Source organism: Staphylococcus edaphicus, assembly GCF_002614725.1.
Taxonomy (GTDB): domain Bacteria; phylum Bacillota; class Bacilli; order Staphylococcales; family Staphylococcaceae; genus Staphylococcus; species Staphylococcus edaphicus.
The window spans coordinates 196,301-211,832 of record NZ_MRZN01000002.1 but is presented as its reverse complement, the minus strand read 5'-3'; the positions used below and the strand labels follow the sequence as shown (position 1 = coordinate 211,832).

Annotated in this window: 14 protein-coding genes; all 14 read right to left on the bottom strand. The window is 33.2% G+C overall.

Annotation, left to right across the window (positions count from 1 at the left end):
• Positions 1-3 precede the first annotated feature (3 nt).
• A complete protein-coding gene (gene rseP, locus BTJ66_RS02535) occupies positions 4-1,290 on the bottom strand; it encodes an RIP metalloprotease RseP (RefSeq protein ID WP_099089419.1) in 1,287 nt (428 codons plus the stop codon).
• Between the two features lie 307 nt (positions 1,291-1,597).
• The gene (locus BTJ66_RS02530) at positions 1,598-2,380 is read right to left on the bottom strand and encodes a phosphatidate cytidylyltransferase (protein WP_099089418.1); all 783 of its coding nucleotides are present in this window, start codon (positions 2,378-2,380) and stop codon (positions 1,598-1,600) included.
• A 17-nt stretch (positions 2,381-2,397) separates the two neighbouring features.
• Positions 2,398-3,162, bottom strand: coding sequence for an isoprenyl transferase (locus tag BTJ66_RS02525; RefSeq protein ID WP_099089417.1), 765 nt, complete (start codon positions 3,160-3,162; stop codon positions 2,398-2,400).
• Between the two features lie 226 nt (positions 3,163-3,388).
• Positions 3,389-3,943, bottom strand: coding sequence for a ribosome recycling factor (gene frr / locus BTJ66_RS02520; RefSeq protein WP_099089416.1), 555 nt, complete (start codon positions 3,941-3,943; stop codon positions 3,389-3,391).
• Between the two features lie 16 nt (positions 3,944-3,959).
• Positions 3,960-4,682: a UMP kinase gene (gene pyrH / locus BTJ66_RS02515; protein WP_099089415.1), complete on the bottom strand. Its 723-nt coding sequence runs from the start codon at positions 4,680-4,682 to the stop codon at positions 3,960-3,962.
• A 134-nt stretch (positions 4,683-4,816) separates the two neighbouring features.
• On the bottom strand, positions 4,817-5,695 hold the full coding sequence (gene tsf, locus BTJ66_RS02510; RefSeq protein WP_099089414.1) for a translation elongation factor Ts: 879 nt from the start codon (positions 5,693-5,695) through the stop codon (positions 4,817-4,819).
• Between the two features lie 93 nt (positions 5,696-5,788).
• Positions 5,789-6,577, bottom strand: coding sequence for a 30S ribosomal protein S2 (gene rpsB / locus BTJ66_RS02505; protein ID WP_099089413.1), 789 nt, complete (start codon positions 6,575-6,577; stop codon positions 5,789-5,791).
• A 238-nt stretch (positions 6,578-6,815) separates the two neighbouring features.
• A complete protein-coding gene (codY, locus tag BTJ66_RS02500; protein WP_099089412.1) occupies positions 6,816-7,589 on the bottom strand; it encodes a GTP-sensing pleiotropic transcriptional regulator CodY in 774 nt (257 codons plus the stop codon).
• Positions 7,590-7,612: 23 nt separating this feature from the next.
• Complete coding sequence (gene hslU / locus BTJ66_RS02495) at positions 7,613-9,025, bottom strand: ATP-dependent protease ATPase subunit HslU (protein WP_099089411.1); 1,413 nt, start codon at positions 9,023-9,025, stop codon at positions 7,613-7,615.
• Between the two features lie 131 nt (positions 9,026-9,156).
• Positions 9,157-9,699 (bottom strand): ATP-dependent protease subunit HslV, encoded by a 543-nt coding sequence (gene hslV / locus BTJ66_RS02490; protein ID WP_099089410.1) that lies wholly within the window; start codon positions 9,697-9,699, stop codon positions 9,157-9,159.
• Positions 9,700-9,701: 2 nt separating this feature from the next.
• Positions 9,702-10,592 carry a tyrosine recombinase XerC gene (xerC, locus tag BTJ66_RS02485; RefSeq protein ID WP_099089409.1) on the bottom strand — a complete coding sequence of 297 codons (891 nt, stop codon included), beginning with the start codon at positions 10,590-10,592 and terminating at the stop codon, positions 9,702-9,704.
• Positions 10,593-10,711: 119 nt separating this feature from the next.
• A complete protein-coding gene (gene trmFO, locus BTJ66_RS02480; RefSeq protein ID WP_099089408.1) occupies positions 10,712-12,019 on the bottom strand; it encodes an FADH(2)-oxidizing methylenetetrahydrofolate--tRNA-(uracil(54)-C(5))-methyltransferase TrmFO in 1,308 nt (435 codons plus the stop codon).
• A 156-nt stretch (positions 12,020-12,175) separates the two neighbouring features.
• On the bottom strand, positions 12,176-14,242 hold the full coding sequence (gene topA, locus BTJ66_RS02475) for a type I DNA topoisomerase (RefSeq protein WP_099089407.1): 2,067 nt from the start codon (positions 14,240-14,242) through the stop codon (positions 12,176-12,178).
• Between the two features lie 203 nt (positions 14,243-14,445).
• The gene (gene dprA / locus BTJ66_RS02470) at positions 14,446-15,321 is read right to left on the bottom strand and encodes a DNA-processing protein DprA (protein WP_099089406.1); all 876 of its coding nucleotides are present in this window, start codon (positions 15,319-15,321) and stop codon (positions 14,446-14,448) included.
• Positions 15,322-15,532 lie beyond the last annotated feature (211 nt).

Here is a 15,532-nt window from a genome sequence, read left to right as displayed (position 1 = left end):
CTTCTATAAGAAATAACGTTGAATATCGTTCCATGTCACTAAGACCATAATAATTAATACGAAAACTGCACCAATTGCAACAATCGTTGTCTCTGCTTTTTTATTAATAGGCTTTCTAAATATCGCTTCATAGATGACGAATAGTATACGGCCTCCATCTAAAGCTGGAATAGGCAATAAATTCATTAGTCCTAAGTTGACACTTAATAGTGCTGTCCATGAAATCAAATTAATAATACCTGTTTTAACTACTGAATCAACTGTATGATATATGCCGACTGGTCCATTTAACATATCGAATGAGAACTGTCCTGTAAAAATACTGGCAATCATACTCACAATAGCAGTAAAGATATATTTACCTGCTTCTAAACTACGTTCAATTCCAGAACCAATAGGTTTAAATACTGTGTGTTCCGTACTTGCACTATACCCTAATAAGTAACGTGTTTCTGTCTTCGTTTTGGTCACTTTTTGTTCAATTTTTTTAGGCTTAATATCCATTGTATGTGTCTTACCATCACGTTCAACCGTAACTTCTGTCTTGTTATTCTTTATATTTTTGACAACATTATCAATATCGTCTTTATTAGCAATTTTCTTATCATCTAATTTAACGATTTTATCTCCAGATTTAAGACCAGCGTGTTGTGCAGGTGAATCTTTCATTACTTCATCAACTGAATTTGTCGGAGTACCTTGATAATAAGCTAAACCGATAAATAAAACTAAAGTAAGTAAGAAATTAAACAATGGCCCAGCAAATAATGTTAAAAACTTTTGATACGGTTTTTTATACGTAAACTGTCTATCTCTCGGTGCAATTTGAATCAAACTACCATTTTCAACAAAGTAAGCTTTTTTAGCAATTGTACATCTGTGACGTTCTTGATCAAAAGGCGTTACTCCTTCAATATACAATCCATCCTTAAAGTCACATTGTTTTACTTCTATCGCTTCAATTTGTTGGAATTTATGTTGGTCATCCAAAATGATATGTGTAATTTCATCTTGTTCGTTTAATTTAATCTTGACGTGCATACCTGGTTGCACTGGTGGTTCTTCCAAACCGTCACCAGCCATACGAACATAACCACCGACAGGTAATAATCGGATCGTATACAGTGTTTCATTTTTTCTAAAGCTAAAGATTTTCGGACCCATACCAATAGCAAATTCTGGACACATAATCCCTGCACGTTTAGCAAAAAACATATGACCATACTCATGTACCGTTACGAGGACACCAAAGACGATGATAAAAGAAATAATTGTTACTAGAAAACTCAATTTGATACACCTCATGTTTTTAATTAAATTAACTACCTATTGTGTATAATGTGATACATTTTTCAAATTAATCAACCCACTATAAGTTATAAAATTATACCACAATTCTACTTTGTCACACACGTAACTCTATTATTTTGTAAACCTAACTTACAACTATCTCAAAATAAATATAAGCTATTAACAACGTATGACCTTGTTAAAAGGAGTTAAGAATATCTTTAACTGTTATTAACTAACAAGTTATTTCAATTCATTAACTCCTCTTACTCGATTATAAAATTATAAAACAAAAATCGTCCTAGTATTACATTTGAATTAAGAAAATATTCAATAATGGTAACACAAACATAAAACTATCAAAGCGGTCTAAGATACCACCATGTCCTGGTAAAATTCTCCCAGAATCTTTCACACCAAAGTGACGTTTGAATCCTGACTCTACTAAGTCGCCTAACTGACCAAACATACTTAAAATAATAGTAATAATTAACAATAACCAAATCGCGATATTAAAATCTACAAAAAACATCATTACAAGCGGTACAATCAGACTACAAATTAAACCACCAATAAATCCTTCTATTGTCTTATTTGGACTAATCACTGGCCATAATTTGTGTTTCCCCATTAATCTACCAAATATATATGCGCCTGTGTCCGTTAACCAAACCACTAAAAACGCAAACAATATGTAATGTAACCCTTCTGATCGCGTTTCATATAAATACATAAAACCAATACCTACATATGCGATGGACATCAGACAAAATGCTGCATCCATAAAGCTGAATCTATTTTTAGAAAGTACTGTATAACTTAATAAAATAAAACTCATTGCTATTAATGATTTTAGCTGAAGATCATTAACCCAATCACCCGCATCTTGAGGTAACATAATGATTAAAATACCTAATGCACTTATTATCCCTGGAATTGATAAGAACTTAATCATATTCATATTAAGCAATTCTTTTAAAGCTATGAATGCTAATAAATATGAAAATAGCATTAGAATAAGACCGCCCTTTAATAATACTGGGAGGAAAATGATAAGTGCTATAATTGCCGTTAAAGTTCTAACTTTCATACTATTCTCCTAACTATTTATAATCCACCAAATCGACGCTGACGTGATTGATAAATTTTAATACAATTTATTAATTCTTCCTTATCGAAATCTGGCCATAATTTTTCATTGAAAATGAATTCACTGTAAGATACTTGCCAAATAAGGAAATTACTTATTCTTTGTTCCCCTGAAGTTCTTATCAAAAGGTCCGGGTCTGGATATGCATGTGTCATCAAATGATCATCTATCATTTGTTCTGTAATCTCATCACTAGTTAATCCTTTTGCAGTTAATTCATCATAGATTGATTTCACACTGTTTACAATTTCAGCACGACCACCATAATTAATAGCAAAGATTAATTTCAAACCTGTATTATGCTTTGTGTCTTCTTTAGCTTTGGCAATCGATTTAAGTGTTGAAGATGGCAAATATTCCATAAAACCAATTGTCTCTACTTTTACATTATTTTCTATCAACTCTGGTAGAAATGTTTTTAAAAAGTTAACTGGCAAGTTCATAATATAATTGACTTCACTTTCAGGTCTAGTCCAATTTTCTGTAGAAAATGCATACAAAGTTAAATATTTAATTCCTAAATCACTAGCTACTTTTGTGATTTTTTTAACGGTTTGCATACCTTGATAGTGACCTTTAATTCTAGGCAATTTTCTTTGCTTTGCCCATCGACCATTACCGTCCATGATTATAGCAACATGATTAGGTATGTTATGTAAATCCAAATCAAAGTTGGATTGTATTGGCTGATTTTTATTTTTATTGATTAACTTTTTAAACATGGGTATTTCCTCCGAGCGTGATCATCTATGTTTATTATAATTGGTTCTAGATGCAATTATCTACCATTTTATCATACTAGATAGATGCATTGAATAAACAAATAAAAAAACTGTACCAAAGTCTGATTTGATACAGTTCAGATAAAAATATGATTCGTCTCTAAAATTAGCAAAATTTAAATGAAATTAAGCTAACTTATTGAAACTTTAATCATTATTACCATGTTTATACTGACATAATATCTTGTTCTTTTTCTTCTAACAAATTGTCAATTTCTTTTATTGAATCGTCAGTTAACTTTTGTACATCATCTGTTTGCGTTCTTAAATCATCTTCAGTGATGTCAGAATTTTTTTGTTGCTTTTTAAGTTCGTCATTTGTATCACGACGTACATTTCTAACAGCAACTTTGGCATCTTCTCCAATTTTTTTAACATCTTTAACAAGCTCTTTACGACGTTCTTCCGTTAATGCTGGAACACTAATACGAATAACCTCTCCATCGCTTGAAGGATTAACCCCTAAGTTAGCTGCATTAATCGCTTTTTCAATATTAGCTACTGATGATTTATCATATGGAGAAATAACTAATAAACGAGCTTCTGGCACACTAATACTAGCAAGTTGTTGTACTGGTGTTGGTGCACCATAATAATCAACATTTACACCATTTAATAAGTTTGAATTGGCTCTACCAGCATTTATATTCGCTAATTCTCTTGAAAGATTGTCTATTGATTTTTGCATTTTTGATTTAGTTTCATTAATAATGTCACTCATAGTCATACACCTCTAATTATTTTGTAATCAATGTTCCTATTTTTTCGCCCATAACAGCGCGTTTAATATTGCCTTCTTCTGTTATTGAGAATACATTCAATGGAATATTATTATCCATACAGAATGATGAAGCAGTTGAATCCATGACTTGTAAACCTTCTTGTAACATTTGAATATGTGTTAAGTGCTCATACTTAATGGCATTAGGGTCTACTTTTGGATCTGCAGAATAAACACCATCGACATTGTTTTTGCCCATCAAGATAACATCAGCTTCAACTTCTGCTGCACGTAATGCTGCAGTTGTATCAGTAGAGAAGTAAGGATTCCCAATGCCGGCAGCAAAAATGACTACACGATTTTTTTCTAAATGTCTAATTGCTCGACGACGAATATATGGTTCAGCTACTTGTTTCATTTCAATTGAAGTTAAAACACGTGTGTCACAGTCTAATTGTTCAAGGCTATCTTGCAATGCTAATGCATTCATCACTGTAGCTAACATACCCATGTAGTCCGCAGTACCACGATCCATGCCTAAATCGCTTCCAGTTTTACCTCTCCAAATATTGCCGCCACCAACGATAACTGCAATTTCACAGTCCAATTTAGCTACCTCAGCTACTTGTTCTGCAATACTTTTAATTATAATTGGGTTGATACCAAACCCATCGTCACCTGCGAGTGCTTCGCCACTTAATTTTAATACAACACGTTCGTATTTAGAAGTTTGAGCCATTGTCTTATCCTCTCTATTGTAAAAATATGTAAATGATACAAGTAAAGAAGACACAATAGGTTTTCCAATACAAAAGTGAATCTTTCATACGGAGCACAAAAGGTGTCTTCTTCCCTGTTTTAACTTATGAAAAATTATTTCATTTGTCCTTTAACTTCGTCAGCAAAGTTTTCTTCACGTTTTTCCATACCTTCGCCTACTTCATAACGTACGAAGTCAACTAGTTTACCACCTTTAGATTTTAAGAAAGCTTCAACTGTTTGATCAGGATCTTTTACAAAGTTTTGGTCAACTGCACAAATTTCTTGTAAATATTTACGTAAACGACCTTCAACCATTTTTTCAACGATATTTTCTGGTTTACCTTCGTTTAAAGCTTGTTGTTTTAACACTTCTCTCTCATGAGCGATTTCATCTTCACTAACTTGTTCAGATGAAACATATTTAGGATTGATTGCAGCAATATGCATTGCAACATCTTTCGCAGCTTCACTGTCCGTTGAACCTTCAACTACAGTTAAAACACCGATACGTCCGCCCATGTGTAAATAAGAGCCAAATGAATCGTTATCTGTTTTAGTTCTAACAGCAAAACGACGAATGCTTAATTTTTCACCAATTGTAGAGATAGCTTCTTTGACACGTTGGTCAACTGATTTACCATCTGGTAAGTTAGTTTCTAATAGCGCTTCAACTGTTTCTGCTTTCGTATCTAATACTTGGATAGCAATTTCTTTCACTAATTGTTGGAAACCTTCATTACGAGCAACAAAGTCAGTCTCTGAATTGATTTCAACGATTGCTGCTTCATTTCCTCTTTCTTCAACGTGTACTAAGCCTTCTGCCGCAATACGGTCAGATTTTTTAGCCGCTTTAGCAATACCTTTTTCACGTAGGAAATCTACCGCTTTATCAATATCACCATCAGTTTCTGTTAACGCTTTTTTACAGTCCATCATACCAGCGCCAGTTTTTTCACGTAATTCTTTTACAAGTTTAGCTGAAATTGCCATTTCAAATTCCTCCATTATTTAATGAATTTTATATTATTTATTTTAAAAAAAGGTGATAAGCTTAAATATCTTATCACCCATTTTACATTATTCTTAGTTTGATTCAACAGAAGTGTTTTCTTCAGTTGTTTCTGCTTCAGTAGCTTCTTTTGATTCATTTAAATCAATATTTTGTTCAGCTGCTACTTCTTCATTTGATACACCTTGTTGACCTTCTAAGATTGCATCTGCCATTTTACCAGTTAATAATTTAACGGCACGGATAGCATCATCGTTTGCAGGGATAACGTAATCAATTTCATCTGGATCACAGTTAGTATCTACAATACCTACGATTGGGATGTGTAATTTGCGTGCTTCAGCAATTGCGTTGCGCTCTTTACGAGGATCAACAACAAATAATGCTTGAGGCATAGATTTCATATCACGAATTCCGCCTAAGAATTTAATTAAACGGTCATATTCTTTTTTAAGTTCTACAACTTCTTTTTTAGGTAATACTTCGAATAAGCCATCTTCTTCCATTTTTTCAATTTCAGAGATACGTTTAATACGTTTAGAAATTGTTTTATAGTTAGTTAAGATTCCACCTAACCATCTTTGGTTTACATAGAATTGACCAGCACGTTCTGCTTCAGCTTTTACTGAATCTTGTGCTTGTTTTTTCGTACCAACGAATAAAACTTTTCCGCCATCTTCTGATACTTGTTTAATGAAGTTATAAGCTTCTTCTACTTTTTTCACTGTTTTTTGTAAATCGATAATGTAAATACCGTTTCTTTCAGTGAAAATGTATCTTTTCATTTTTGGGTTCCAACGGCGTGTTTGGTGACCGAAGTGAACACCTGCTTCTAGCAATTGTTTCATTGAAATTACTGCCATAATAAAATTCCTCCTATTGGTTGTTTACCTCCACAAAAAGCTCATATAAACACGATAGTTTAACATCGCACCCTTTATACTTTAACTTTCTGTGTGTGTATTGGCTTCATAGCCGTCAATAAATATATCATATTTACCTGTGTAAATCAATAGTTTCATCTCAATATTTTATACATTATAAAGAACGACTAAAGGTTTGTTTTTAGTCGTTCTTTATATTTAATATGACACATACGCTTTATTTAATTCTTTCTAATTCATCTAAGAATTTATCTTTTTTAACTTTAATAAATGTACCTTTCATACCTAAAGAACGTGATTCAATTACGCCCGCACTTTCCAGTTTGCGCAGTGCATTTACAATTACAGAACGTGTAATGCCCACTCTATCTGCAACTTTCGAAGCGATAAGCAATCCTTCTTTACCACCTAATTCTTCAAAAATGTGCTCTATTGCTTCACTTTCTGAATATGATAATGAATTAATAGCCATGCTAATCGCTGCTTTATCTCGAGCTTCTTTTTCCACTTCGTTATGTTTTTCGCGAAGTATTTCCATTCCAATAACTGTAGCAGCATATTCACCTAGTACTAAATCGTTTTCTGAAAAATCGTCCGTAACACGGCCAAGTACTAATGTACCTAATCTTTCTCCACCACCTAAGATTGGAAAGATAGTCGTTCTGCTATCGCCAAATAAATCTTCATTTTCAGGTGGGAACACTGTTAAAACATTTTCAATACCAATGTTAGATTGTGTCTCTTTTACATCCATTAATTGATCTGTATATTCTAAAGGAATATGTCTATTTTCTAGCATTTGGATAATACGTTCATTTTTTAATAATTCATTTAAATTGGAACCTAATATTTTACCTTTTCTTGATACGATAAATACGTTTGTTACTGTTACACTGCTTATTGTTTGTGCTACATCCTTAAAATCTACCGCAATCCCTTTATGCTTCTGCAATAGTGTATTTAACTCTCTCGTTTTCGATAATAAGCTCATATTTCTTCTCCTTTATATTTAATTTATAAAATAAATGCACTTAAATCTTTATTTGTTGAAATTGTCTTCAACTTATCATCAACATATTGTGGTGTAATATCTACAACCGCATTAGGCATACTTGGTGCTTCAAATGATAAATCTTCTAGCATTTTTTCAAGTATTGTATGCAAGCGACGTGCGCCAATGTTGTCGGTATCCTGATTTACCTGGAATGCTATTTCTGCTAAACGGTTAATTGATTCATCCGTAAATTTGACAGTTACTTGTTCTGTTTGAAGTAAAGCTTCATATTGTTTGATAAGTGATAATTTAGGTTCAGTCAGAATTCTAACAAAATCTTCAACTGAAAGACTCTCTAATTCAACTCGAATTGGGAAACGACCTTGTAATTCTGGAATTAAATCACTAGGTTTAGATACATGGAATGCTCCAGCACCAATAAATAGCATATGTTCAGTGTTAACAGTACCATATTTCGTTTGAACCATGCTACCTTCAAGAATTGGTAATATATCTCTTTGAACACCTTGACGAGATACATCCTGACCTGAATTTTGATTATTAGTTGCCACCTTATCGATTTCATCTATAAATATTATACCCATTTGTTCAGCGAGCTCAATAGCTTCTTGGTTTGCTGTTTCTTGATCAATTAATTCATCAGCGAATTCATCTGTTAATATCTTACGTGCAGTTTTAACAGGAACTTCTCTCTCAACCTTTTTTTTAGGCATTAATTGATTCATCATATCTTGCATTTGTTGGTTTTGGTTGGTGCCTAACATACCCATTGCCGCCGGATCTTGTTCAACTTTTAATCTTACTTTTTCTTCTTCTAATTGCCCAGCTGACAATTGTTGTTTAATTTCTGACCGCTTCGTTTTCACTTCATCCGTAGGCGTTTCTTCTTCTTCGTCATTATTTTGGCCAAAATTTGGAATCGATCCACCAAACAATGATTCTAGTGGATTATTACTATTCGTGTTGTTATTTGCCTTTTTCTTCATACTAGGTACTAATAATTTAACTAATTTTTCATTAGCTTTTTCTTGAGCTTCATCTTCTACCAATGCCTTTTTTTGTTCTTTCACAAGTCGAACCGCAACATCTACAAGGTCTCTGACCATACTTTCGACGTCCCTACCAACATAACCTACTTCAGTAAATTTAGTCGCTTCAACTTTAATAAAAGGCGCCCCAACTACTTTAGCCATACGTCTCGCGATTTCGGTTTTTCCAACACCTGTAGGTCCGATCATCAATATGTTTTTAGGTGCAACTTCTTGTTTTTCTTCTTCAGTCAAAAGACTTCTTCTATATCTATTTCTTAATGCAATCGCAACTTTACGTTTAGCATCATCTTGACCGACAATGTATTCATTCAGTTTTGATACAATATCTTTTGGTGTTAATTTAATTCCATTCGTCTCCATATGATATCTAACCTCCATAGATTTAATCCTTCAAAAAATTCCATACCTTATCATTTATACTTGCTATTATTTAAACTATAACCTATTAACTTAGAACTTATACATACATGAATAAATTCACTTATATTTAACTATAAATCTTCAACAATGATTTGGTCATTTGTAAACACACAAATATCTGAAGCTACTTTCAAGCTTTCATATGCCATTTCACTTGCTGATAAATGAGCTGCATTACGTTTTAATGCTCTACCTGCACTTAAAGCATAGTTCCCACCAGAACCAATCGCAATTAAATTGTCATCTGGTGCTATCACTTCTCCTGTACCACTAACGACTAAGATTGACGATGCATCCATGACAATGAGCATAGCCTCTAATTGTCGCAATTGTTTATCGCCTCTCCACTCTTGAGCTAGTTCCACTGCAGCTCTTTCCAAATTACCACTAAACTGTTGTAATTTTGTTTCGAATTTTTCAAATAAAGTAAATGCATCTGCTACGCTTCCAGCAAAACCAGCTAATACTTTATCGTTATATAAACGTCTCACTTTTCTTGCTGTTTGTTTCATGATGACTTGTTCTCCTAAAGTAACTTGTCCATCACCAGCCATTGCAGAATGACCATCGTGTTGTACTGCAAAGATCGTTGTTGCATGTATAGATGTACTCATTTTTAATTCTCCTTTTTTGCACGAGGATGTGCATTTAAATATACTTTTCTTAATTGATCGTTAGTCACATGAGTATATCGACCAGTTGTCGACAAATTAACATGACCTAGCAAAGATTGTACCGTTCTTAAATCAGCACCTTGGTTTAACATGTGAGTCGCAAATGTGTGCCGTAATTTATGAGGGTGTATTTCTGTAACACCCGTAGTTCGTTTCACTACATCATTTAATACATGGCGCACACCGCGCTCAGTAATTGGATCGCCTTTCATATTTACTAATAAATAATTATGGTCACTATTCACTTTGGGTTTGAAAGAATTTAAGTAACGTTCAATACTTTGCTTACAAAACTCACCAAAAGGGATAAAGCGTTCTTTACCACCCTTACCTAATACCTTAATACCTGGTGAATTCATGTCTATATCTTGTTCTTTTATATGGACTAATTCCGAAACTCTAATTCCTGTAGCATAAAGTAACTCTAAAATCACTCTATCTCTTAAGCCTTTTTTCAAATCATTTTCAACTGTATCAAACAGTGCTTCCATTTCTTCTTCATAGAAAAAATGAGGTAAATAATGTTCTTTTTTCGGATGCACCAATTGTATAAAAGGATTTACAACCGCTTCATCTTGTGTCATCCAATATTCATAAAAACTTCTCAGCGTAGAAATTTTACGAGAAACTGAGGTTCTTTTCAAGTTTTTTGAATATAAGTAACTTAGATAATTTCTTGCATCTTTATACTCAAAATCTGATAGGTCTAATTGTTCTTGTGCTAAGAAATTATTAAACTGTTCTAAATCATCATGATATGATTTTAAAGTATGGTCTGAAAATTGTTTCTCTACTTTTAGCATGAATAAATATGCTTGTTGGATTTTTTTCAATAAAAACCCCTCCATCAACATAAATTGTAGCATATTGACAGAGGGGTCTGCGAAAAATAACTATTAAATTGAGTAAAACTTTCAAAATTTTCCAAAAGCGCTATAAAAGCTAATTATTTTTATAGTGTTTGTTTATAATTATCTAAATATGTTAATGCGCGATTCGCTAACTGTTCGTAACGTAACTTTTTATCTTTGATTTTCTTGTCTAAAGTTGGTAATAAACCAAAGTTAGCGTTCATAGGTTGGAAATTTTTTTCATTTTTTGCATGTGATATATAATAAGCCATGCTGCCTATCATCGTTTCTCTAGGGAAGATTACTTCTCTTTTGCCAAGTAATTTATGCGCTACATTAATACCTGCGACTAATCCACTTGCAGCACTTTCTACATAGCCTTCTACACCTGTCATTTGTCCTGCAAAATAAAGTGTTTCTCTACCTTTCAACTCATAAGTCTCTGTTAATACGTCAGGTGAATTGATAAATGTATTGCGATGCATTACACCATACCTCACAATCTCTACATTTTCTAAACCTGGTATGAGTCTAATCACATCTTTTTGAGCACCCCATTTTAAATGTGTTTGGAAACCAACGATGTTATAAAGTGTTCCAGCGGCATCATCTTGACGTAATTGTACGACGGCATAAGGTCTCTCTCCCGTTTTAGGGTCTTCAAGCCCTACTGGTTTCATAGGACCAAAGAGCAGTGTTTTTCTACCACGCTCTGCCATGACTTCAAAAGGCATACACCCTTCAAAATATTTTTCTTTCTCAAACTCATTCACAGGCGCAACTTCAGCTTCAATTAATGCATCATAAAAAGCATTAAATTCATCTTCTGTCATTGGACAGTTTAAATAAGCTGCTTCACCTTTATCATAGCGTGATTTTAAATATACCTTATCCATATCGATGCTATCTTTTTCAATTATTGGTGCTGCAGCATCATAAAAATATAATTGATCCTTACCAGTTGCCTCTACAATTTCATTTGCAAGTTTATCCGTTGTTAGAGGTCCTGTTGCAATAATTGTGTATCCCTCTGGTATACTGTTGATTTCTTCATTTATTACAGTAATGTTGGGATGATTTTTCAAAGTTTCAGTCACATGGCCAGCAAAATCATGACGGTCAACTGCTAACGCACCTCCAGCTGGTACACGTGCTTTATCTGCAGCACTGATAATTAAAGAATCTAATTGTCTCATCTCTTCTTTCAGTACACCTACAGCATTTGTTAAAGCATTACCTCTTAACGAGTTAGAACATACGAGTTCTGCAAATTTATCAGTATGATGTGCAGGCGTTTGTTTCACTGGCCTCATCTCTATAAGGTTTACTTTTATACCTCGTTGAGCTAATTGGTATGCTGCTTCAGAACCTGCTAAACCTGCACCTACTACATTTACAACTTGAGTCATTCAATTTCCTCCCGTAAATAAAAGAGCAACTTAGACAGCGTATTATAATTATAAATACATGCATCTAATTATAAATATGTGTCTTAAGTTGCTGTTATTGTTTAAAATATTTTTTCGTATACCTAGATGATTTCAAATTACTTAATTTGTAATATGTTATTTTTGTTCTTCTTCTTTGTAATCACAATTTGAACATACCACTTGGCTCTTACGTCCTTGTTTTTTCTCAACTAAGTAATGCTCACATTTAGGACAGTCTCTACCAATTGGTTTATCCCAAGTTACAAAATCACATTCTGGATATTTAGAACAACCATAAAAGATTCGATTCTTTTTAGATTTACGTTCTACAACATCGCCTTCTTTACATTTAGGACAAGTCACGCCAATTGTTTTAACAATAGCTTTTGTATTACGACAATCTGGAAAATTAGAACATGCCATAAATTTGCCATAACGTCCCATTTTTATAACCATTGGTGAACCACATACTTCACAATCTTCACCTGCTGGTTCATCTTTTATTTCTATTTTTTCCATTTCTTCTTCTGCACGCGCTACATCTTGTTTGAAACTACTATAAAAATCTGAAATAACTTTCTTCCAACCAATTTCTCCGTCGGCAACTTTATCCAATAGCGTTTCCATGTTTACCGTAAAATCAACATCAATAATTTCAGGAAAATAATCTTTAACTTGCTCATGAACAATTTCACCTAATTCAGTAGGTACAAAGCGTTTACTTTCATTTTTTACGTAATTTCTCTTTTGGATTGTATCAATCGTTGGTGCATATGTGGATGGACGTCCAATTTTCAACTCTTCCATTGTTTTGACTAAGCGTGCTTCAGTATAACGTGGTGGTGGTTGCGTGAAATGTTGAGATGGTTCAATATTTGTAGCGGTAACCTTTTCACCTTCACCAATATTCGGTAATTTATTATCTTTACCCTCTTCACTATCATCTTTTGTTTCAACGTATAATGTCATAAAACCTTTAAATTTGATAGTTTGTCCATTTGCGCGGAATTTGATATCATTTTGCGTTAAATCCATTGCAACTGTATCTAAAATCGCTGGCGCCATTTGGCTAGCAACAAAACGCTCCCAAATTAATTTATAGAGTCTATGTTGATCTCTAGTTAAGAAATTTTTCATTTCATTTGGCGTACGCAATGTACTGGATGGTCTGATTGCCTCATGCGCATCTTGATCACCTTGTCCTTTTGATCTTCGATTAGATGTGTAATCATTACCATATGTTTCTTGAATATAACTTTTCGCTTCTGATTTTGCTTGATCTGAAATTCTCGTCGAATCCGTACGCATATAAGTGATTAAACCAACTGTACCTTGTCGTTTCAAATCAATACCTTCGTACAATTGTTGTGCTAACATCATTGTTTTGCGTGCTTTAAAATTCAATTTACGAGCCGCTTCTTGTTGTAGTGTTGATGTTGTAAATGGATTTGCTGGGTAACGTGTTTTTTCTTTCTTAGTTACTTTAGTAACTTCAAATTGATCTCCATCTAACTGTGACGTTATCGTTTCAACATCTGCTTTTTCAGTTAATTTAAATGGCTTGTTTTTATAATGCAGAAATTTTGCAGTGAATTTTGATTTTTTATATCTAAATTCACCTTCTATTTTCCAATACTCTTCTGGTTTGAAATTTCTAATTTCATTTTCGCGATCAATGACTAATCTTAAAGCCACTGATTGGACACGTCCAGCAGACAACCCTTTTTTTACTTTTTTCCATAATACAGGTGAAATATTATATCCAACGAGACGGTCCAATATACGACGCGCTTGTTGTGCATCGACAAGTTCCATTTCTATGCCCCTAGGATGTTTAAAGCTATCTTTCACTGCATCTTTTGTTATTTCATTAAACACTACTCTATTTTCTGTTGAATCTTCTAAATTTAATATATTTGCTAAATGCCAAGCAATCGCTTCACCTTCACGGTCGGGGTCACTCGCTAAGAATACTTTTTTCGCTTTCTTAGCATGTTTTTTCAATTCTTTTACAACAGGACCTTTACCACGTATCGTAATATATTTGGGTTCATAATCATTTTCTGCATCTACGCCCATTTGACTACGAGGCAAATCTCTAACATGCCCCATCGATGCAATTACTTTATATTTTTTACCTAAATATTTTTCAATGGTTTTAGCTTTTGCAGGCGATTCAACTATGACTAAATTTTCTGCCAAAGTAGTTACCCCCTTGCATTTTCTAATTACAAAGATAAATGATAAACGGTGTATTTTGATTTTGTCAATGTTTTTAATTTTGATAAGCCTTAATTTATATCCCAATTCCATCTAAAACTTTATCATTTGTCATTATTTTTTCATAAATTATTAAAAAAACATAGTGTTAATAACAGAACTTTTTTAAGTTGTATAGTATTTACTTATCCTGTAATAAAATCCTCTAATATATCTTCTGCACGCAACACTATTTTCGCCCCTTCTTGCGCACTCTGTAAATTCCCTAGTGTCATTTTATTATATATTGAACCAGGTAAAACGTAGACTTCTCTATTTTGTTCTAATGCACAATTTGTCGTAATACTTGTTCCACTGTTCTCAGTAGATTCTGTTATAAATACACCTTTAGAAAGACCACTTATTAATCGATTTCTTTCCGGAAAATAATGCTTTTTTGGCTTTTCGAAAGGTAGGTATTCACTTATCACTAACCCCTTGTGCTCAAGTTGCCTTCTTATTTCATTTGTCTCTTTCGGATAATGATGCATATGACCAAATCCTAGTACTGCAATTGTTGGCATATTAAATAACAACGCTTGCTCGTGCGCGATTGAATCTGCACCTTTTGCTAAGCCGGATACAATCGTTAGATTTCCTTTTTTAAAGCGTAGGAAGAATGTTTGTAATGTTTTCAAAGTGTAATTCGTTGCTTGTCTTGAACCAATAATAGCAAGTGTATGTGAAGATTGCATTAAAGTAAGCTTTCCACGGTAAAAAAGGATGAGCGGAGGATCATGAATTTCACGCAATAACGGCGGATATAGGGGGTGATTGATAGTTATAAATTGGACTTCCCAATTTTTTAATTGTTCAACAAACATGTTAGTATCAGTCGACATATAAGTTCGAAGTATGTCCGTTCTTTTAGTTAATTTACGTGTACTTAAAAATTGTTTAAGCACATATCGTCTTTCCAAATTACTATATGACATAAATGACGGATAAAATTTAAAAAGGTGATGTATTTGTTGCGTTGACAATCCAGCAAATCGTAATTTTAATAGGTCAAGATCATTCATTTATCGTACTCCTTTACACTTCTAATTATACTGTAAAAATGATTACGTAGCATTACAGTTATCTTTCAATCCAACCTGAAAAGTAATAACCATTTAATGAGTAATTTAAAGGAGATTATAAACGCATATTATTTCGTTATTTTTTTATTCATTCATTTCTTTAGAATTCGCATTCATTAGCTTCAAATTTATATGAACCAATCGAGTTTCT

Coding starts and splice junctions, on each gene's coding strand:
- BTJ66_RS02530 (WP_099089418.1), bottom strand. CDS start 2,380: ATGAAAGTTAGAACTTTAACGGCAATTATAGCACTTATCATTTTCCTC.
- BTJ66_RS02525 (WP_099089417.1), bottom strand. CDS start 3,162: ATGTTTAAAAAGTTAATCAATAAAAATAAAAATCAGCCAATACAATCC.
- frr (WP_099089416.1), bottom strand. CDS start 3,943: ATGAGTGACATTATTAATGAAACTAAATCAAAAATGCAAAAATCAATA.
- pyrH (WP_099089415.1), bottom strand. CDS start 4,682: ATGGCTCAAACTTCTAAATACGAACGTGTTGTATTAAAATTAAGTGGC.
- tsf (WP_099089414.1), bottom strand. CDS start 5,695: ATGGCAATTTCAGCTAAACTTGTAAAAGAATTACGTGAAAAAACTGGC.
- rpsB (WP_099089413.1), bottom strand. CDS start 6,577: ATGGCAGTAATTTCAATGAAACAATTGCTAGAAGCAGGTGTTCACTTC.
- codY (WP_099089412.1), bottom strand. CDS start 7,589: ATGAGCTTATTATCGAAAACGAGAGAGTTAAATACACTATTGCAGAAG.
- hslU (WP_099089411.1), bottom strand. CDS start 9,025: ATGGAGACGAATGGAATTAAATTAACACCAAAAGATATTGTATCAAAA.
- hslV (WP_099089410.1), bottom strand. CDS start 9,699: ATGAGTACATCTATACATGCAACAACGATCTTTGCAGTACAACACGAT.
- trmFO (WP_099089408.1), bottom strand. CDS start 12,019: ATGACTCAAGTTGTAAATGTAGTAGGTGCAGGTTTAGCAGGTTCTGAA.
- dprA (WP_099089406.1), bottom strand. CDS start 15,321: ATGAATGATCTTGACCTATTAAAATTACGATTTGCTGGATTGTCAACG.